General features: G+C 32.6%; 15 protein-coding genes. 2 read left to right on the top strand and 13 right to left on the bottom strand.

The features are described from left to right. Nucleotides 1-122 precede the first annotated feature (122 nt). Nucleotides 123-1,724: a CTP synthase gene (locus tag OCV48_RS02065; RefSeq protein ID WP_147591032.1), complete on the top strand. Its 1,602-nt coding sequence runs from the start codon at nt 123-125 to the stop codon at nt 1,722-1,724. Between the two features lie 20 nt (nt 1,725-1,744). After that, complete coding sequence (locus OCV48_RS02060; RefSeq protein WP_147591031.1) at nt 1,745-3,007, top strand: L,D-transpeptidase family protein; 1,263 nt, start codon at nt 1,745-1,747, stop codon at nt 3,005-3,007. A 636-nt stretch (nt 3,008-3,643) separates the two neighbouring features. Here OCV48_RS02060 and OCV48_RS02055 read toward each other — a convergent pair. The 13 genes from OCV48_RS02055 to OCV48_RS01995 form a co-directional block, all read right to left on the bottom strand. Then, nucleotides 3,644-4,063 (bottom strand): type III secretion system chaperone family protein, encoded by a 420-nt coding sequence (locus OCV48_RS02055; protein ID WP_021982746.1) that lies wholly within the window; start codon nt 4,061-4,063, stop codon nt 3,644-3,646. A gap of 61 nt (nt 4,064-4,124) precedes the next feature. Next, on the bottom strand, nt 4,125-4,745 hold the full coding sequence (locus OCV48_RS02050; protein ID WP_021982747.1) for a ribonuclease H1 domain-containing protein: 621 nt from the start codon (nt 4,743-4,745) through the stop codon (nt 4,125-4,127). A gap of 24 nt (nt 4,746-4,769) precedes the next feature. After that, on the bottom strand, nt 4,770-6,464 hold the full coding sequence (locus OCV48_RS02045) for a S8 family peptidase (RefSeq protein WP_021982748.1): 1,695 nt from the start codon (nt 6,462-6,464) through the stop codon (nt 4,770-4,772). Between the two features lie 51 nt (nt 6,465-6,515). Next, nucleotides 6,516-8,126, bottom strand: coding sequence for an ATP-dependent Clp protease ATP-binding subunit ClpX (gene clpX / locus OCV48_RS02040; RefSeq protein ID WP_021982749.1), 1,611 nt, complete (start codon nt 8,124-8,126; stop codon nt 6,516-6,518). Nucleotides 8,127-8,143: 17 nt separating this feature from the next. Beyond that, nucleotides 8,144-9,367, bottom strand: coding sequence for a 6-phosphofructokinase (locus OCV48_RS02035; RefSeq protein WP_021982750.1), 1,224 nt, complete (start codon nt 9,365-9,367; stop codon nt 8,144-8,146). 19 nt (nt 9,368-9,386) lie between these two features. Continuing rightward, nucleotides 9,387-10,433 (bottom strand): HD-GYP domain-containing protein, encoded by a 1,047-nt coding sequence (locus OCV48_RS02030; protein ID WP_147591030.1) that lies wholly within the window; start codon nt 10,431-10,433, stop codon nt 9,387-9,389. Nucleotides 10,434-10,758: 325 nt separating this feature from the next. Further along, on the bottom strand, nt 10,759-12,393 hold the full coding sequence (locus OCV48_RS02025; RefSeq protein ID WP_262558654.1) for a S1C family serine protease: 1,635 nt from the start codon (nt 12,391-12,393) through the stop codon (nt 10,759-10,761). Nucleotides 12,394-12,528: 135 nt separating this feature from the next. Continuing rightward, complete coding sequence (locus OCV48_RS02020) at nt 12,529-13,245, bottom strand: hypothetical protein (RefSeq protein WP_147591029.1); 717 nt, start codon at nt 13,243-13,245, stop codon at nt 12,529-12,531. A 32-nt stretch (nt 13,246-13,277) separates the two neighbouring features. After that, on the bottom strand, nt 13,278-14,225 hold the full coding sequence (locus OCV48_RS02015; RefSeq protein WP_147591028.1) for a hypothetical protein: 948 nt from the start codon (nt 14,223-14,225) through the stop codon (nt 13,278-13,280). A gap of 375 nt (nt 14,226-14,600) precedes the next feature. After that, complete coding sequence (locus tag OCV48_RS02010) at nt 14,601-15,869, bottom strand: LCP family protein (protein WP_147591027.1); 1,269 nt, start codon at nt 15,867-15,869, stop codon at nt 14,601-14,603. Between the two features lie 26 nt (nt 15,870-15,895). Next, nucleotides 15,896-17,299, bottom strand: coding sequence for an undecaprenyl-phosphate glucose phosphotransferase (locus OCV48_RS02005; RefSeq protein WP_021982756.1), 1,404 nt, complete (start codon nt 17,297-17,299; stop codon nt 15,896-15,898). Nucleotides 17,300-17,483: 184 nt separating this feature from the next. Beyond that, nucleotides 17,484-18,461, bottom strand: coding sequence for a glycosyltransferase family 2 protein (locus tag OCV48_RS02000; protein ID WP_021982757.1), 978 nt, complete (start codon nt 18,459-18,461; stop codon nt 17,484-17,486). A 26-nt stretch (nt 18,462-18,487) separates the two neighbouring features. After that, the gene (locus OCV48_RS01995) at nt 18,488-20,626 is read right to left on the bottom strand and encodes a methyltransferase (protein WP_147591026.1); all 2,139 of its coding nucleotides are present in this window, start codon (nt 20,624-20,626) and stop codon (nt 18,488-18,490) included. Between the last annotated feature and the right edge of the window lie 71 nt (nt 20,627-20,697).

Here is a 20,697-nt window from a genome sequence, read left to right as displayed (position 1 = left end):
GTGTTATTTCTTATTTAATATTTTTTTAAGTTTTTTTATTTTTGTCTAGCATTTATTTATTGTGCGTTGTATAATTGATTTTGTGTTTTATTTTTTCGTGTGATTTATTAGGAGGAAAATTAATGCCAGTAAAATATGTATTTGTAACAGGTGGAGTTGTATCCGGTTTAGGAAAAGGTATAACTGCCGCATCCCTTGGACGTTTATTAAAATCAAGAGGATATAAGGTAACCATGCAGAAATTTGATCCTTATATTAACATTGATCCTGGAACTATGAACCCTGTACAACATGGTGAAGTATTCGTAACCGATGATGGTGCGGAGACAGATTTAGACCTAGGTCATTATGAAAGATTTATAGATGAAAGCCTTACTAAGAATTCTAATGTAACAACCGGTAAGATATACTGGTCTGTTCTTCAGAAAGAACGCAGAGGCGACTTCGGTGGAGGAACTGTTCAGGTTATTCCACATATTACTAATGAAATAAAGAGCAGATTTCACAGAAACTACTCTACTACTGAAACTGAAATTGCTATAATTGAAGTTGGTGGTACCGTCGGCGATATCGAAAGCCAGCCTTTCTTAGAAGCAATAAGACAGTTCCAGCATGATGTCGGACATGAGAATGCAATTTTAATTCATGTAACTCTAATTCCATATCTTAAAGCTTCTGGTGAGATGAAGACAAAACCTACACAGGCAAGTGTTAAGGAATTACAGGGAATGGGTATACAGCCGGATATAATTGTATGTCGTTCTGAACATCCTCTTGACAAAGGTATCAAAGAAAAGATTGCTTTATTCTGTAATGTCCCAACATCTCATGTTTTACAGAATCTTGATGTTGAATCTCTATATGAAGCACCTTTGGCAATGGAAAAAGAACATCTTGCTGAAGTTGTATGCCAGTGTCTTGAATTAGAGAACCGTACACCTGATCTTAAAGAATGGGAAGATATGGTTAAAGCAAGCAAGAATCTTACTAAAGAAGTAAATATAGCTTTAGTCGGTAAATATATCTCCCTGCATGATGCATATATAAGTGTCGTGGAATCTTTAAAGCATGCCGGTATAGCTAACAGTGCTTCTGTTAATATCAAATGGATTGATTCAGAGACTGTAACTGCTGAAAATGTTGGTGAACTCTTATCTGACGTAACAGGTATCCTAGTTCCCGGTGGTTTTGGTGACAGAGGAATTGAGGGTAAGATTCAGGCAATCAGATATGCCCGTGAGAATAACATTCCTTTCCTTGGCTTATGCCTCGGTATGCAATTATCTATCGTGGAATTTGCAAGAGATGTATTAGGCTATGAAGATGCTCATAGTGTAGAATTAAATCCACAGACTACTCATCCTGTTATCCATCTTATGCCTGACCAGGATGGCATTGAGGATATCGGTGGAACATTAAGACTTGGTTCTTATCCTTGCGTACTTGATAAGACATCAAAAGCTTATGCATTATATAAAGAAGAAACTATTCATGAGAGACACAGACATCGTTATGAAGTTAATAATGATTACAGACAGGTTCTCACAGAAAATGGAATGAAGTTATCAGGTATCTCTCCTGACGGAAGAATTGTTGAAATGATTGAACTAGAAAATCATCCTTGGTTCATTGGTACTCAGGCACACCCTGAACTTAAATCAAGACCTAACAGACCTCATCCTCTTTTCTTAGGATTTGTAAAAGCTTCTATCGATGCCCAATAATAAAGGACAGAGATTTATTTATGAAAGATTTACTTAATAAGATTAAAAATTATATATATGAAAACAAACAGTTTATAACTGCAAGTATATTATCGGCAGTTGCATTAATAGCTATAATAATTACCATTTCCTTTCTAAAAGGAAATAATAAGACTAATATAGCCTCAGGCGGTGAATTTTATTCAGATTACGAAACCACTTCACCTGATGATGAAACCCAGTCAGATAAGACAACTAATTTACCTGATAACGAATCAGTTTCAGGAGAAACAACAGGATTATCTGATTTAGAATTTACATTGCCTGAAGATGAGACATCAGAAACTGAAACAACTATGACTTCCGATAAATACCCTTATTTAGTTAAGGTTAATCGTGTATTAAACTGTGTAACTGTATATACTAAGGATTCAAACGGAAAATTTACAGTTCCTTATAAATCAATGGCTTGTTCAACCGGAAAATATATTAACAATACTCCACTTGGAACATTTAAGGTATCATCACGTTATACATGGAGATTAATGGTCGATGGAACTCATTCACAATATGCCACAAGATTCTATGGTGGAATATTGTTCCATTCAGTTCCTTGCTATTCTCCACACAAAAACCAATTAGAATATGAGGAATTCAACAAATTAGGTTCTCCTGCTTCTCTTGGTTGTGTAAGATTAAATGTACAGGATGCCAAATGGATATATGATAACTGTCCATATGGTACAACTGTTATAGTCTATGATGATGAGACATCACCTGGACCACTTGGTAAACCATCAGTTATTAAGATACCAGAGGACAGCCCATACAGAGGCTGGGACCCAACGGACCCCGATTCATCCAATCCATGGAATAACTGTTCTCCAAGCATAGAAGCCAGCGATATGACTATTGCTGCTAATTCAGGTATTAACTTATTAAATATGATTAAAGCTAAAGATACCTGTGGAAATGATGTAACATCTACAGTTAAAATATCAGGTGACTATAATCTTACTGTACCAGGTTCATATCAGGTCACATTCAATGTAACAGATCTGTTAGGAAGAAGTGCAGCAAAGACAATTATCTTGACAGTAACCGGTTCTAACAACAACCAGAATAACAGTACCAATCCTACTTCAACTACTGATAAACCAACAAAACCTAGTGTTAAACCAACTGAAACTACAACTAAGCCTACACAGTCAACTACTGAATCGTCTTCTTCTACCGAAAACCCTTCTTCTGAAGAGACAACAGAACCAATTACTGAAGTAACTTCTGAGAGTTCAAGTGTATAATATAAAATATCAGTTGTAAGATATTTTATTACAATATAAAAGGACTATCCATATTGTAGGATAGTCCTTTTCTTATATCTAACTCAGACTTTGCACATACTAATATATTTTATATTAATCTGTTAAAGTAAATTTGACAGATATAAATATCAAAACACCTTGTAAATAATTGTACAAATTTGTAAGATATCTTTTTCGGCTCAAATTTTGTGTACATTCAACAGACATACACTTAAGCCGAGATGTCCGACTATGACACACACTTTCATAATTCCTTAATCTAGTGCAAGTAAATGCCGTCATTCGCAAAGTCTATTACGGTGCAGTTAATCAAACGTGCTTCGCTTGAATGGTGATTTACTGCACCGACCTTTTGCATCTGACAGCATATAACTTGCACACGATACGTCATAAATCAAGTGTGTGGCATAGACGGACACATCGGTTTAAGTGTGTGGCATTGAATGAACTCAAATAATCAAAAGAGCCGAAAAATAATATCTACAAATTAGCAATTTTTACAAATGTTTTGATATTTATATATGCAAATTTACCTAATGCAGATGATTTAATTTTATTTAGTATGTGCTAAGCCTGAGTTATCTATATTTAGACTTATACCTAATAAAATATATCTTACAACCGATATTTCAATTTTTCTAATGCCGTATATGTCTCATCAGCTATCTGTGCTCCGTAGATTGTAAGCTGCACACATATGTCTGCAATATTAAATGGTGTAACAATTGCATCCATTGATATCATAATATCGTCACCATCAAGTACTATCTTGCCCCATCTATATCTCTGGTTCATCTTATTAAGCAGGAAGAATAAATTACCCGTCTTATCCTGTTCTTCAACTTTATAGAAATTATAAAATCTTACTGATACGGAATTAGTCTTATCTTCAGTCAGAAATAATACAGTAGTTGTAATCTTAGTTTCAGGTAATTGCTGCATCATTATTACACCTTCCTTATCATCTCCATGTACAGAATGTTTAATTTCTTTCTTATCAAGTTGCAAACTTAATGCTTCTGCTAAAATACTCATTTAAATGTTCCTCTCTCTCTTATGTTTTATTATCAGATTCCATATATCGTTGTATGAATATCTAAAAGATCGCCTTTTTCGCAAGGTTGTCGGCCAAATCGTTATATACATCGTTTGAATGACCTTTTACTTTGACAAAACTGATTTTAACTTCTTTACTAATTTTATCATAAAATTCTTTATATGCAATCGTTCCCTGCTTATTTGTTTTCCAATAGCCAAGGCACCAGCTTGCTATTCCCTCATAATCGTGATAAATCACAAGCTTTTTAACTTTATTATCTAATGCATACTGCATAGCTGCTTCTGCACCTTTAATCTCGCCTGCTACATTTCTCATCTCTGCTAATTCTTTATTATCAACTTTCTGTGAGAAATGCTTTTCACTTCCATTATGAAACATTACAACTCCATATGAAAATTCCTTTGTCACATTGTTATAACTTCCATCAACATATGCAACCGCAGTATCTTCATCAGTTACAGGTCTGCCAGCCTCATCGGTACTTATTCCTGTATTAACTTTGTTATTAAGAAAATCAGCAGCATCTTTAGGGCTTAAAAAGCTTTTATATTTAGCTCCTTTATATCCCTCTACCTGCCTCTTACAATCGTCCCAGTTAAGATATATTCCTGGAGTTCTGCCTACTCTTACGGCATAATATTTCTGTTGTGCAGCCATACTAATCCTCCTATCATCATTATTTCAGGTACGCAATATATCTATGCTATTATACACATCAAGTGTTCCATATCCCCATTCTCTGTTAGGATATGATAACGTCGGCTTTCTGCTCGCACCTCTTACAAGATAATTCTTAATTTCTATTGTGTTCATATTAACTCTGTTGCCTCTTAATATACCCCACTCCATAAATTGTGCCATAACACCTGCTGTTATAGCTGCTGAGATACTTGTTCCCGATAATCTGATATATGAATTATTCAATGTCGGTGCAAGGATATTAACTCCCGGAGCAACAAATGTTGGTTTCATCATTGTGCCTATTGCATATCCTCTTCCTGAATTAATATAAAGTCCTGCTGTAGAATGGTTATATGCTCCCACAGATATTGGTATAAATGAATCTGCCGGACTCGTTAACGTAGTAAATGGATCAGGTTTTAGAAAATACACATCGTCGCCTACAAATTCCGTAATAGGAAGCCATATATTAAATGTTCCCGAGATTACCAGCTCACCATATACACGTATAGTCCAGACTCCTTCTGTAGGAGCTTCTAATCGTATCTGTATTAATTCCTCACCGGTCATTCTCTCTACAAGTTCATATTTTACATAGATAACTGTACGTTCTAAAAATAACTTAAATACCTGCTCCTGCCCTGAAACTGCTTGAACTCTTTTCACTCTTTCACCTGTCGGAGAAATAATTTCGACCTCAAAAATGTCCGGGGATCTTCCCCATAATTCTATCGTAAATCCTGAAATATTTGCACCGACTCGTATCTGTACATCTTCAAATGCATCTGCTTCTGTAATTCTCCCACTAAAATGATGTCTGCTGTTTCCCTCATTTCCTATGGGACATACAACGGCTACTCCGGTTCTTATTGCATAACTGTTTAAAAATGTTCCAAGCGTACTTATTCCACTATGTCCACCCTGATTGGTTCCAAGTTGTACACATATTATAACAGGTTTATTATACATATCAGCTATGTTGCTTATATATACAACAGCATTAATAATATCATTTTCCTGATATGCTTTAGCGCCTTCTCTTATAAAATAATAATCTTTCAGATATTTTTTAGCCTGTTTTAGCTTTACTACCACAATATCTGCCTGAGGTGCGGGACTTGCAAATCCTTGTTCTAAATTAATATTTCCTGCTGCAATTCCTGCCGTAAATGTCCCATGTATACTATCATTTGCCAAATTATTAAGAATAACTGAATCGGGATTAGACAATTCTTCATTGATTAATTCTCTCGTAATCTGACTTCCATATGCTAAGCCGTCTGGTGGAGCAAGTGACTGATCCTCCTGATTCCACGCACTCAATATTCTAGTATCACCATTCGAAAATCTGAATGCACTATGGTATGCATCAATTCCATCATCTATAATTCCTATTATTATTCCATTTCCTTTTAATTGAAGCCCCGGAATATTCTGAAGTCTTGATGCCCCTGTACTTTCTATTGCAACAGCATCCATCAGTCCATATAATTTAGGAATCTCATCATAATCATAGGTAGACAATCCACTTCCGATTATCTCATTTATCGATTTATACACAAAAACAATCTGTATTCCCGGATAAATGAAACATTTTCCATCAAGGTTTTTCCTTATATATTCTTCAACATCAGGAACTGCTTCTTCTATAAAATCTACATAAATTTCTGATATAATATTCTGTCGGCAATCCATAATTCACCCACATACACATATTTTATAAATTCTATGCAGATATAAACATATCTATTCCTCAGCCTGTTTACTTTCTATCTGTGGTCTGTCAGCTCCACGCATTTCAATACGTGGTCCACCTGTTTTCTCTATATATTCTTTTGTAATCGTTACCTTTCCGATATTATCATCTTTAGGTATCTCATACATAATATCAAGCATGTATTCTTCAATTATAGACCTTAAAGCTCTCGCACCTGTCTTCTTCTCGATTGCTTTCTTAGCAATTGCCAATATCGCATCGTCATCAAATTCCAAATCTACTTCATCAAGTTCTAATAATTTCTTATACTGTTTTAATATTGCATTCTTAGGCTCTTTAAGAACCTTTGCAAGCATCTCTTCTGTAAGTCCATCCAAAGTAAATATGATAGGCATTCTTCCCAGGAATTCAGGAATCATTCCATATGTTTTTAAATCTTCAATTGTTACCTGTCTGATTATGTCATTTACATCATCATATTTATCTTTTAAATCAGCTATGAAACCGATAGATGCCTGCTCATTTAATCTTTCTTTAATTATATCCTCTAAGTCAGGAAATGCTCCACCACAGATGAATAAGATATTTTTAGTATTAATTGTAGCCAATGGAACCATAGCATTCTTACTGTTAGCACCTACAGGAACTTCTACTTCGCTTCCCTCAAGTAACTTCAATAATCCTTGCTGTACACTTTCTCCACTTACATCTCTTGTTGATGCATTTCTCTTCTTTGCTATCTTATCTATTTCATCGATAAATATTATTCCTGTTTCAGCTCTGTCTACATCATTATCGGCTGTAGCAAGTAATTTAGAAACTACACTTTCAATATCATCACCGATATATCCAGCTTCCGTAAGTGATGTAGCATCTGCTATTGCAAGAGGCACATCTAATAATTTAGCAAGAGTCTTTACAAGATATGTCTTACCTGAACCTGTTGGTCCAATCATAAGCATATTAGATTTCTCTATCTCCACACCATCTGCAACATCTGCTCCTACTCTCTTGTAATGATTATATACTCCGACAGAAATAACTTTCTTAGCATATTCCTGTCCAACTACATACTCATCAAGCATTGCCTTAATCTTATGTGGTGCAGGTATCTTCTTAATATCGAAACCGATGTCTTTCTTCTCACCTGGTTTTCTCTTCTTAAGCTTCTTCTGTCCTCTGAAATCTCCTTGCAAATCTGCCAGATTCACAAAACGTATATTAGGCAATCTTCCTTCTATATTATTGAGTCCGTTTCTATCCGGGCCTTTGTCTTCTTTCTCTTTGTCCTCTCCGCCATTGACAACATCTGTATTTTCAGAAGAAGTATTTTCATTATTCTCTGTATTTGAAGACTCATTTGAAGCTGTATTGGAAGTTTCTTTTGTACTATTTGTACCTCCGCCTGAATTATTGGAATTGCCAAATATTAATGAGTTAAGTGCTACATCATTTAAGTCCATTCCACCATTCAAGCTATTATGTTCTATTGCATCAAACGTTCTTTGCATACAATCAGGGCAAATCGTAATTCCCCCTGGCATAGTAACCTGTTTTCCTGTCTTACTCTCCGGTCTTCTGCATACAAAACATATCTTTTCGTATTCATCATCATTTATATTCTGATTATTATCTGTCATGTTAATCTCCATTCCGTTTATTTCCTATAACAATATTTAGGCAATCCATTTTCTATTGGTGTTAAACTCTCACCCTGAATTAACGGAAGTACATAGTCTATAAAGCCTTGTAAAATATCTGTACCATCTTCACTTATCCATTCTCTTGGCACAACTTTTTCCTGATTACATACTTCTGAACAATCAACTGTCTCATATACTATCGAATATTCTTCTGTATCTTCTCTCTTCATAGCAATCATCTTGCCTGTTTCACCATTGAGCCCTGCCTTTACACCATTTCTGCCTGCCATAATAGCTTCTTCTATATCTGTCATTGATGCTAATGCAGCCTTACAACGCTGGTTTACATTTAATTCTACCGAACGTACTTTAACGCCTAATTCTTCTTTTATAACATTTTCAAGATATTTTCCACAACCTGTAAGCATCTTATGTCCAAATGTATCAACTCCGGCTTCAGATGAGTATTCACATATGAATTTGCCCTCTGAATCTTTAATTCCTTCTGATACGCACACGATAACATTATGTTTCTTATTTAATTCCAACTTAACTCTCTGCACAAATTTTTTAACATCAAATGCTACTTCCGGTAAATATATTAAAACAGGATTATCTCCTTTATATTTTCTTGCAAGCACACTCGCAGCTGTTATCCAGCCTGCATGTCTTCCCATTAATTCAATAATCGTAACCGAATGTGTATCATATACATTTGCATCCATAACAATATCTCTTACGGTTGTTGCAACATATTTTGCAGCACTTCCATATCCAGGTGAATGATCTGTCTTAGTCAAATCGTTATCAATTGTCTTAGGAACACCGATTATTCTTACGGGACTGTTTGTCATTTTAGCATATACCGACAATTTATGAACTGTATCCATAGAATCGTTTCCGCCGATATAAATGAAATATTTTATATTAAGCTTATCAAATTTTTCAAATATAATTCTGTAAATAGAATCTTCCATAGATTCAGGAAGCTTATATCTGCATGAACCTAAATATGCAGCAGGTGTATGTTTTAATAACTCTATTTCTTCTTCTGAAACTTTACCTATAATATCTATTACCTTACCCTCTATAAATCCCTCAATTCCATTAATCATTCCATAGATTTTGTCTATCTTGTCATTATTATCACAAGCCTCTTTAATTACTCCATATAAACTTGCATTAATAACTGTTGTTGGTCCTCCACTCTGTCCTACTGCAATATTTACTAAACTCATAATAATCCTTTCCTTTCACTTAATCTAATATGTATATTCCATAATCATCTAACAGATTTAGATCATATAATTTTATGTCTTCTTTATCCTTGTCATCAATTACCCTGACTACCGGTCTGAATGGCATGCCTTTGTTCTGTCTGCTAACAATTCCATGCGTACCATCAGATAGATGTACTACCACACCATTAGGATAAACAGCTATATTTAGCATAAATTTTTTAAATACTTCTTCGTCATATTTAATTCCTACGTCCTGTTTTATAATGCTGTAGGCTTTAAAATTAGACATACTTTTACGATAACACCTTTCCGCCGTAAGTGCATCATATACGTCTGAAACTGCAACTATTCTTGCTAATTTGCTTATCTGGTCACCATATAAACCATACGGATAACCCGAGCCATCTAATCTTTCATGATGCTGCAAAGCAATTTTTCTCGCTTCCTCACTCATATTGGTTCGCTCTAATAATATTTCATATCCTAACAGTGAATGTTCTTTAATATTAGCGAATTCATCATCTGATAATTTTCCATCTTTAAGCAATATATTTGAACTGATAAGCACTTTTCCTATGTCATGTAATAATGCGCCTTCCGCTAAATTTTTTAATTCAATTTCAGATAAATTCATTCTTCTTCCTGTTAAAACTGAAAATACTGCCGTATTGACAGAATGTATCAAGGTTGCATCATCTTTTACACCTATATCTGCCATACTGACAATTACGTCTTCTTTCTCAAATAAGTCACTTAGTATTGAAATTACCATCTCATCAATTATATTGTTACTTAAATTTCCCTGATTCTTTATTGTATTGAAACAGCTATTCAATATGCGCTTACATTTCTCTCTGGTTTCATAATGTATTGCATCTAAAACCTCTATGTCAACAGATACATCATCTTTAACATATACTGAAAATATTCCAAATTTTTCCAATTTGTCAACATAATCTTTAAGTTTATCCATACCTTTAGCAAGTATAAGATTTCCATCATGATAAATAGATTTTGCAAGTGTCATATTTTCTGTTAGTTGATTTAGTTGTACTCTGCGCATACCTTTTCTCCCTAATTCTACCGTTAGACTTTATAATTTAAAATCTGGTATATAAATTAAACCATATATAGATAAGTATAACAAAAAAGCATATATTAATCTAGTGGAAAATATTTATTTATAAAATAAAGAATGTCGCTTGCGACATTCTTCGCCTGCGGCGGATTGCGATAGCAACATTTTCTACTCCGCCGCAGGGCGATCCCCGCGGAACGTTTTTGCTTACCAGGATAATTTCAACGAAATTTCCTGATAAGCAAAAAACAGACCGGATCTTAAATCGTCCGGTCTGTAAATTACTTTTAATTAATAATAGTAAATCTGATTATTTCATCTCATCACCTAAAGTAACCTTTACTTCTTTTTCTTTATATTCATTACCCTTAGCATACTGAATTGTAAGTGTTACTTCAGTTCCTTTTTCGTAATATTCAAGTTTTCTCTGTAAATCTTCCATTGATGAGACTGATTCACCATTTATCTTAGTTATTACATTTGATTTCTCTATACCTGCCTTATCTGCAGCACCACCTTCTATTACTTCGATAACATATACACCTGTTGGTACACTATATGTCTCTGAAAGAGTGCTTGTTACATCTCTGCCATAAATGTTAAGATAACCCTTTTTGTCTGAATCCACCTTAGTAAGTGTCTCTTTATTCATAAGATTTTCAATTACATCTTTTACAGATGAAACCGGAATTGCAAATCCCATTCCCTCTACTGAAGATGATGAATATTTTGCTGCATTGATACCGATTACTTCACCTTTTGAATTAAGTAATGCACCACCACTGTTACCAGGGTTAATAGCTGCATTGGTCTGGATTAATTTCATTGTTCTGTTCTCATACTGAACTTCTCTGTTTAAGGCACTTACAACACCTGTTGTAACTGACTGTCCATATCCTAATGCATTACCAATTGCAATTGTTCCCTCGCCTACTTCTAATTTATCTGAATCGCCAAGAGTTGCTACTTTTATCTGCTCTAATGTAGACTTCTTAATATCTGATAATTTAACTGCCACAACTGCAAGGTCTTTTTCTGAATCTGTTCCCTTTATAGCAGCATCAACTGTTTCACCATCTATAAACTGTACCTGTAAACTGTCTGCACCCTCTACAACGTGATTATTAGTAACAACCAATAACTCTGTATCATTCTGACCAATAATTATACCTGAACCTGCACCTGTCTGTTCTTCATACTGATTATTATTACTATTACCATTTCCAAAATAATAATCATATAAGCTTCCACTGTAACCTGACTGTACAAGCTGTGTACTTGTTATAGCTACAACTGATGGCATTACATTCTTAACTACACCAGATACATCTGTTATTACTGTTTCACCACTGCTTGATGTAGTAGTCTTATCTGCAGCAGTCTGTAATGTTGTTCCACCTTCTGAACCTGTTATTCCTGTATTGCCTGCACCCACTGAAGTACTTGGTATAACAACCGCTTCTTTTGAATTATTCTTAAATATTCCTAATGAATCACCTGTGAAATACATCGTTCCTGTGGCTACAACACCAAATACTGCTGCACATACAACTAATCTTACTGTCTTAAATACGACTCCATGTCCTTTTCCCGCTTTAGCTTTCTTCTTAGCTTCTTTCTTCTCAAGCTTAGCTGCTGCTTTTCTTCTCTTTGCTTCGAACTTACTCTTCTCTTTCTCGACCTGCTGTCTTGCTTTCATTGCCTCTGTATCTTCTGATGTTCTGTCAACCATAACAAAATTTGTACTCTGGCTATCATTAGCTGCCATATCTGAAAAATTTTCTGAGGATGTATCTGAAGTGTTATTGTCTGTCTCATTAGATATGCTACTGAAGAAATTATTATTTGTATCATCACCTGTAGTAGTATTCACTTCATTTGCTCCATTTACTGAAGTCTCCTCTGATGTGTTATTCTCATTATTGAAATCAAATTCGTTAGTCATGTTATTTCCTCCATTCTATAAATCAGTATGTAAAGTACAAACTTTTATGTTTATACTGACTATCTTTCTTTTGATAGGAGTATAATAACAATGTTTTGTGTCATTTCTGTGTTTAAGTAGTGAAAAATTTAAGTTCTAATTCAATGAATTATCCTGATACATAAAATAAACAACAAAATTTTTATAAGTGTATTTAATATAAACCCGGCTGTCCACATAATATACCACTATCTTGTCATCATCATAGGTTTCCATTTCAATATATTTTTCACTTTCCTGCATTTCACTTTCCTTAATAGGTTTAGCGTCTGTCATTTCATTATATGTATTTATGAATTCAGTTTTATCAATATTTTCTAAACCATTTACCTGAAATTTGTAAACATTCTTTTCTGTTTCTTCCGGCAATGCTTTCTTGCAATATAACTCTTTGTCCTTTAAATATTCATATATATCTGTCTTATTCTTTATTTTATATGATACATTATCTAATGTCATTTTATCATCTGACTTAATAACCATTTCATATTTGAGAGTTCTATTTTCTTTATCATTATATATTTTAACTTTGTATACATTAGAACTTGTATAAAACAATTGTTCTATGATATTTTCCTTATGCTTCTCTATTCGTAATTTGTTAAGATTATCTATTATCTCTGTGATAGTTTCCTTATTTACAATTTCGCTTGTTTTATTATGATATTTAATCTCTATATATTCTACTTCATCGTAATTAATATTTATCTGTCTGCTTTCCGGTTTATTAAAGACTTTATATAATATTATTGATAAGCAGATTACGCATACTATTATAAGACTTAAGATAATTATTTTATGTTTTTTCTTCATACGTTTTCTCCTATTATATCTGGTGGTAGTATCTATTCCGGTGAATATTCTACACCATTTATGGTTACACTTTTAATTTCATTTATATTAATAAATTTCTTAACAAAATATATTTCATATGAATCTGAATCATCAAGTTGCCAGTTATCTCCATACTGTACAAAATCTTCCATCTTAATTTTCTTACCATTTTCCATTGTTATATATGAGTTTTTATTAAACAGTTTTGATTCTTTATCACTTCCTCTTTCTCTGCTTCTGATACCTAATGGTGATATGTAGAATTCTAAAATTGTATTATCTTCTGTAACATTTATTGATATACTGTTATCTGACTGTGGCAATTTAATTCTGCCGTAGTATGGTAATGCATTCTCATCTTCTTCTATCTCTATCCCCTCATCTTCCTTTCTAAGATTTTCCTCTGCTTTTATTCTATCATTTGTCTGAATCATTAATTCATTCTCCATTTCACTTACATCTAATGCCCCATATATTATGACTTCATTATCACTTATTCGAGACACCTGATAGCTTTTAAATGGTAATTTTTTGTATTTGTGATTAAATATATCTTTTGGAACAAATCCATCAAAAAAACTAATTGAATAATTATTATTTTCCATTACATAATATAAACTCTCTAATGTAAGATCAGCATTTAATTCTGACAAATTTACTGTATCACTTTTAACATTCATCTTATATGCACCTATTCCTGTCCGACTGTCAAAGATAATTTCATCAAGTGAGAATTTAAAATCTCTTAATTCTAATGCTCCTACATCCTTTACTACCAATGAATTTAAGTATTCCTTTATATCTTTATCTTCATCTTTGAAAATCATATTAACGATATCTTCATACTGTCCATTATCTTCTTCATTTTTCTTATCTGACTTATCTGATTTGCTGCACGCAACGATGCTAATTGCTATTATTAATAAAAGCTGTAATATAATTATTTTCTTAATTTTCATATGTATTTTCCTTTCGATTATTTGAATCTATATACTAATTCTACCTTCACCTTTCCTCTCCGCCACAATATTCTACATAAATATATATTATTTTACTATATTTTCTACGTTAGCAACAATTGGTTTTCGTTGGTTTTATAAATTAATTTTAATAATTTTTCAATAATTTTTACTATTTCGTTGGTTTTCGTTAGTTTTATCTATTTTTATATATGATTTATTTGAGTTATATAAATCAAATGACAATTATATACAAATAGAGCATATCAATTTTATGACCGAATTTCTTCAATTCATCTCATAAAAGATTGATATGCTCTATAATTTCTGTAATGATTATGGTGTCACAAATCATTTAACAACTAAATTTCCAAATTATTCCTCGGAATTATCTTCCTGAGTCAAATTATCAGTATTAACATTATCATTGTCTGTCTCCGGTTCAATATCCTCATCTAATTTGACTGTTGAGATACCTGTGTAGTTAATCAGGTAATCACTAATTGTCTTTACTGTTTCACTTGGCTGGTAGTTTTCTTCGCCAAATAAGAATTTGTGTAATTTTGATACATTATATTCAAGTCCCTGTGCTACTACCATACTTGCTCCATTGATTTTAGGAGTATCACATGTAAATGGGAAACCTGTATTATCTGATAATGTAAACTTAAGTAATGTTGGTATTAAGTCCATTACTTCGTCTAATGATAAGCTTGTTGTAATTATCTTCTCATCTGCTGTATTGTAATGAAGAATACTGTCTGCAATCTGAAGTACCTGTCCGACTCCTGCATCTTTAGCCTTCTCTACAACTTTCTTAATTACAGAACGCTGACGGGCTGTTCTACCCATATCATAATAATATTTCTGTCCGTCCTCATCATAGAAAGTAACATATCTGATACGGCAATATGCTGTAGCCTGTAATCCTGATAAATGTACCTGGCCTGAATGAGTAAGATCCGGTGCATCAAGACCTGTAATAAGTCTTGTCTCTGTAAGATATCCATTTACATAATTCATTTCATCATCTGTAAGTGTAACATCAATTCCATCTAATGCATCTATAATCTTTGTAAGTCCTGTAAAGTTAACAACCGCATAATCTGTGATATTCAAGTCAAGATTTGTATTAAGCATATTGATTGCACATTCAGGACCACCTTTAAAAAATGCTGCATTTGCCTTAGTATAGCTTACATCACCATCTTTATCTACTATCTTAAGCATTGTATCTCTGTATAAAGATGCCATCTTTACTTCTCCAGTTTTATTATTGATACTTACAATAATAATTGTATCACTATGAGTAGAATCATCAAATTCGCTGCCTCTTGAGTCGATACCAAATAATGCAATGTTTCTATAGGTTTCTACATTACCATTAAGTCCCTCATTCTGGTTAATATTCTCTTTATCATAATCTGTATCCTGTACATTCTGCTCGTAATCATCTTTAGTAGTATAATTAATCAATGAACGTACCAGTGGATTCTTTGAACATGCTGCTATAAATCCATTCTTATCCACTTTATACCATACGAAAAAGACCGTTACAAATAAATATAAAAATATAACTATTGATTCAAATACTAATAATGCAATTTTCCATTTCGGAGTCTTAGTTTCATTAATTGTTTTCATATCACTGTACCTTTCACTAAATTTTTCTAATAAGCATTTTTATTTACGAAGCCTTTAAATATCGTCATAAACATTATCTTTATGTCAAAGCCGAATGTCCAGTTCTCAATATAATATAAATCGTATTCGATTCTCTTCTTGATTGAAGTATCTCCACGATACCCATTGACCTGTGCCCATCCCGTAAGTCCAGGTCTTACCTGATGTTTGACCATATATCTTGGAATCTCTTCCTTAAACTTCTCTACAAAATATGGTCTCTCCGGTCTTGGACCTACAATACTCATCTCACCTTTAAATATATTAAACAACTGTGGCAATTCATCAAGACTTGTCTTTCTCAAAAACTTACCAACTTTAGTTACTCTCGGATCATCTTTAACAGTCCATGCTTTCTTCTCTTCTTTCTCGTCCTGAACTCTCATGGAACGGAATTTATACATCATAAAAGGCTCATTTCTAAGTCCGACTCTCTCCTGTTTGAAAATAAGTGGTCCTTTTGAAGTGAATTTAACAGCGCATGCTATAATAAGTAATAATGGTGATAATACAACAATTCCAATACCCGAAAATACTATATCAAATACTCTCTTTATCAATGCATTAAATGTATTTGATAAAGGTACATATCTTATATTGATAACTGGGAGTCCCATAAGATCTTCTGTATAAGGTCTTGATGGAATAATATTGTTATAATCCGGCACAAATTGTGTATGAACACCTGATTTTTCACACAGATTAACTAATTTAGCTAACTTGCTATATTCATTAAGTCCGAGTGTAATAGCTATTTCATCTAAATCATTTTCTGCTAAAAGTTCTAACAGAGTATCAGTCTTACCTATAACTTTAACTCCATTATAGTTAGTTCCTATCTCCACATTGTCATCAAGAATACCCTTCACTTCATATCCCCATTGTGGAAATGCTTTAATTCTGTCAATATATGATTCTGCTGCACGACTGTATCCGACTAGCAGAATATGTTTCTTATTAAACCCACTCTTTCGCATCATATGAAGAAGAAATCTTATAAATGATCTGACTAATACTTCTATCAACATGTTAATCGCAAAGAATATGAATAACATCTCTCTTGAAAAATAATGTTGCCGCGTAATATACAATACTGTAAGAACTATCATCAGACCTAATACATTAGCTTTCAATATATTGCCGAATTCCATTCTTCTGCCCTGTACACGCTTAGAAGTATACAGATGAAATGCTAAGTATAATAACATATATAAGGGAACAATGAACCACGATGCTCGCATATAAGTATCGAATGAGAGTCTGCCTGATTCATGTTCGAATATTGGTGTTTTGAATTTCAGATACCACGCTGCAAGATATGAGGACTCTACTACAAATAAATCTATTATTACGTGTAATCTGTTAAAATATTTCTGGTTATCTCTTATCACAATAAGTCTCCTAATCAATTTACATACAATTATGGAGTTTTTCCTGATTTATACAGTCAAAACTATGTTTACTTATAATACTACATCATTTTTAAAATATCAATTATTAAAATATTATATTTACATTATTTTTACATATGTCTTTTTATCACTTTATATATTTACATTACTTTTATATTTTATTCTAAATATGTCTTTTCACATAATCGAAAACATACTCAAATGTATTTACTATAAGTTCAAGTTCAATTCTTATATAATTATTCAGATTTTCAGGTTTATAACATACTTTTTTTAATTTATATGTCTTTCTTATTCCCTCTTTTATTCCATCTTTATAGTCTTTTGCAAAACCAATTTTCTTAAAGAACATATACTTAATAAGTAATCCAAGAATAATAGATGGACTGTTTATTATAATCTGGAGTGCAGGCATATTCTTATATATTAGAAATATATTATTTCTTGCTGCAAGTTTAACCTTGAATGAATTATATTTAGAGCCACTTGTTGCACTTCCGATATGATAAACTATTGCCTTAGGACAATATACATTTCTGTAACCATTGATTCTTGCACGATAACCGACGTCTATATCTTCCATATAAGCAAAATGCATTTCATCAAATACACCTATTTTATTAAATATATTTCTTCTATATAATGCGGCTCCGGCGCATGCAGTAAAAACGTCACACTCTTTAGTATATCCCTTACTACTCTGTCCTACACCTCTCTGATACTGCCAGCCAAGAATTGTATAACCATCACCTGCATCATCTAAAATATCTCTGTCGTGGTAACTAATCATTTTACTGCTTACTGAGAATATATTATCTGATTTTTCCATAGTCTCAACTATTTCTGTCAGGAAATTATCATCTAACTCTGTATCATTATTAAGCAATAATACATATTCTGTATCAGCAATTTCAATTCCCTGATTAACAGCTTTACAAAAGCCTGTATTAATGCTATTTTTCACAAGCTCAAATTCTTCATAATTTTCTTCAATCAACTCAAGACTTCCATCAGTAGATGCATTATCTATAATGATAACTTTGAATTCCTTATATGTCTGTTTCTTAAGCGAATCAAGGCATTTATCTACATATTTAATTCCGTTATAGTTTGGTATTACTACTGTTACTTTTTCTTTCACTTCTGCCTCCGTATGATTAGTTATACTTAATTACCAGACTGCTCCTTATATTTATCTACTTTATTCTTAAGACCATATCTGTAAACCTTAGTAGATTTTATATAATCTAATTCCTGATGTACTTTTTCTAACTCGTCCTGTAATCTTTTATTCTCTTCATCAATATCATTTTTCTTACTTATCAGTTCAGTACATATCTTATCTTTTTTCGATGCCATTTCTTTATAATAAGTAATTGTATTATTTAAGTCCTCTAAACAGTTCGTTAGCTCAGTGCAGAAGATTTCACTTCCAAGAAATAATTTATTCTGTTTAGCACCCTGTTTAGCAAGTTTTTCAGTAGTCTTAAAAAATTTATTTGCATCATCATATAATTCACTATGTTCATTCATAACTGAAATGATATTTTCTAATATCTTCTTTTCATATTTAAAATTCTCATTTTCGGTATATCCTAATTTCATATAGGCATAATTTAAAATACTGTCTTTAATTGAAGAATTTAAAATATCTGCATTTATCTTCTTATATGCGGATAAAATACTCTGATAACTTTCCTTACCATAGACATATTCTATGAAATTATTATTAAGGCGTTTGTAAATCTCTGCCCTGTCCTCCTGGATTCCTGCTATATCCATTATCTCTTCTAATGTCATAAATCCGTCCATAAGTCTGCCATGTGTGGAATAAAAGCCCCACATCGCCCTGAACATAATAAACTCAACAGGAACCGCGAAATCAAAACACCATTCATAATCAATAACACTGTATTGTCCTTTATTATCAATAAGATTCTCAAAAATCAGGTCAAATACAATATCTTTGCACGCTTCAGTTCCTACTAATTCCTTAGCATCACCAAAGACACTTGTAAATTGTTCATTATTATCAAATTCTTCTGTTCCTAATTTATCAGTAATGTTATTAACAACATTTTTATATTCATTAATTAATTTTTTACATAATGACTTGTCTCTTTTCATAACAGCATTTACAAGGCTGTTGTTAAGACTCTCACCCTTTAAGAATTCAAATCTTAATCCTTCATCGCCGTATTTTTCGCATTTATTTAGGTTAGTAATGCCTTTACTGTTATATTCTTCATATATATCAAACATTTTCATAACATGTGGCTTACTCTTTTCATTAAGCCCGCGTTTTACAACGTATCTTTCATTATCTGAATGATATATACCTGTTTCTATCTGGAATTCTTCTTTTCTTTCCTTAGTAAATTTAGAGAATTCCTTATTTTCTTTCTGACCTACTTCTATGAAATAAGAATTTGAGAAAAATTCAAACATTCCTGCATCTATAATATTTTCAAATGCCACCGTTTCATCAAATACTCTGACTCTGTTATTATCATAACAATCTAAACTACATACAAGATCTTTACCATCAGGCAGGAATTCCGGAGAATATATCTGTGTAGGTAATTTATAATCCGGGAAAGGATAGTAGAAATTCACATCATCATATCCTGCTTCCTTAATTATATTCTCTAATTCATTCTTAGAAAATGTTCTGACTTTTGCATCAGAATTAATATATCCTTCAATTCCATCATACATTCTTCCTGTATGATCTTCACATGCACCTGCGAAATACTTAAGTCCATATTTATTCTCTATGGCAATTAATAATTTACCATCAGGCTTTAGATAATTCTTAATTCTCTTTAAGAAATCCACAAAAGGATTCTTAGTATCCGTATAATATGCTGAATATTCAAGCACACCGATAAGTGTTATATATTTGTATTTCTTCTCAATTTTAATGTCATTAAAGTTACCAACCATAATTTCAAGATTATCATATTCTTTATTTCTGTTGGCATTTATTAAGGACCTTGTCTTAGATAATTCGATACAGGTTACTGATTTAAGTTTTTCACATAATGCACCTGTTACAGCGCCACAACCCGAACCTATCTCTAAAGCTTCCTCATTTTTATCGAATGGATACCATTCTAATATATTCTTTCTTACTGGTGATAAATGATAAAGAATAGGCCATCTGTTATCATTCTTAAGTATTTCCATTATGCTTTTATCACTCTTAACATAATCTAATAATTCTAATTCAATTGCACCATCACTATAATCGTCAGTACCACTATAATATTCATAATTCAGTTGAACATTTCCTACTTTTTCCATACAATAACTTGCCTTTCCTTTATATTTTCAAATGATTAAAGTGTTAAAAGTTAATGCTACACATAATGCTG

This window comes from Bovifimicola ammoniilytica (assembly GCF_025567085.1).
In the GTDB taxonomy this organism is placed as follows: Bacteria; Bacillota; Clostridia; order Lachnospirales; family Lachnospiraceae; genus Bovifimicola; species Bovifimicola ammoniilytica.
The sequence above is the reverse complement of the archived record's forward strand: the minus strand, read 5'-3'. Positions and strand labels throughout refer to the sequence as shown.

What these genes read in the sequence shown, in the direction of transcription:
- OCV48_RS01995 (WP_147591026.1), bottom strand. Translation starts at nt 20,626, where the DNA reads ATGGAAAAAGTAGGAAATGTTCAACTGAATTATGAATATTATAGTGGT.
- OCV48_RS02060 (WP_147591031.1), top strand. Translation starts at nt 1,745, where the DNA reads ATGAAAGATTTACTTAATAAGATTAAAAATTATATATATGAAAACAAA.
- OCV48_RS02010 (WP_147591027.1), bottom strand. Translation starts at nt 15,869, where the DNA reads ATGAAAACAATTAATGAAACTAAGACTCCGAAATGGAAAATTGCATTA.
- OCV48_RS02035 (WP_021982750.1), bottom strand. Translation starts at nt 9,367, where the DNA reads ATGAGTTTAGTAAATATTGCAGTAGGACAGAGTGGAGGACCAACAACA.
- OCV48_RS02050 (WP_021982747.1), bottom strand. Translation starts at nt 4,745, where the DNA reads ATGGCTGCACAACAGAAATATTATGCCGTAAGAGTAGGCAGAACTCCA.
- OCV48_RS02020 (WP_147591029.1), bottom strand. Translation starts at nt 13,245, where the DNA reads ATGAAGAAAAAACATAAAATAATTATCTTAAGTCTTATAATAGTATGC.
- OCV48_RS02065 (WP_147591032.1), top strand. Translation starts at nt 123, where the DNA reads ATGCCAGTAAAATATGTATTTGTAACAGGTGGAGTTGTATCCGGTTTA.
- OCV48_RS02055 (WP_021982746.1), bottom strand. Translation starts at nt 4,063, where the DNA reads ATGAGTATTTTAGCAGAAGCATTAAGTTTGCAACTTGATAAGAAAGAA.
- OCV48_RS02025 (WP_262558654.1), bottom strand. Translation starts at nt 12,393, where the DNA reads ATGACTAACGAATTTGATTTCAATAATGAGAATAACACATCAGAGGAG.
- OCV48_RS02015 (WP_147591028.1), bottom strand. Translation starts at nt 14,225, where the DNA reads ATGAAAATTAAGAAAATAATTATATTACAGCTTTTATTAATAATAGCA.
- OCV48_RS02045 (WP_021982748.1), bottom strand. Translation starts at nt 6,464, where the DNA reads ATGGATTGCCGACAGAATATTATATCAGAAATTTATGTAGATTTTATA.
- OCV48_RS02030 (WP_147591030.1), bottom strand. Translation starts at nt 10,433, where the DNA reads ATGCGCAGAGTACAACTAAATCAACTAACAGAAAATATGACACTTGCA.
- clpX (WP_021982749.1), bottom strand. Translation starts at nt 8,126, where the DNA reads ATGACAGATAATAATCAGAATATAAATGATGATGAATACGAAAAGATA.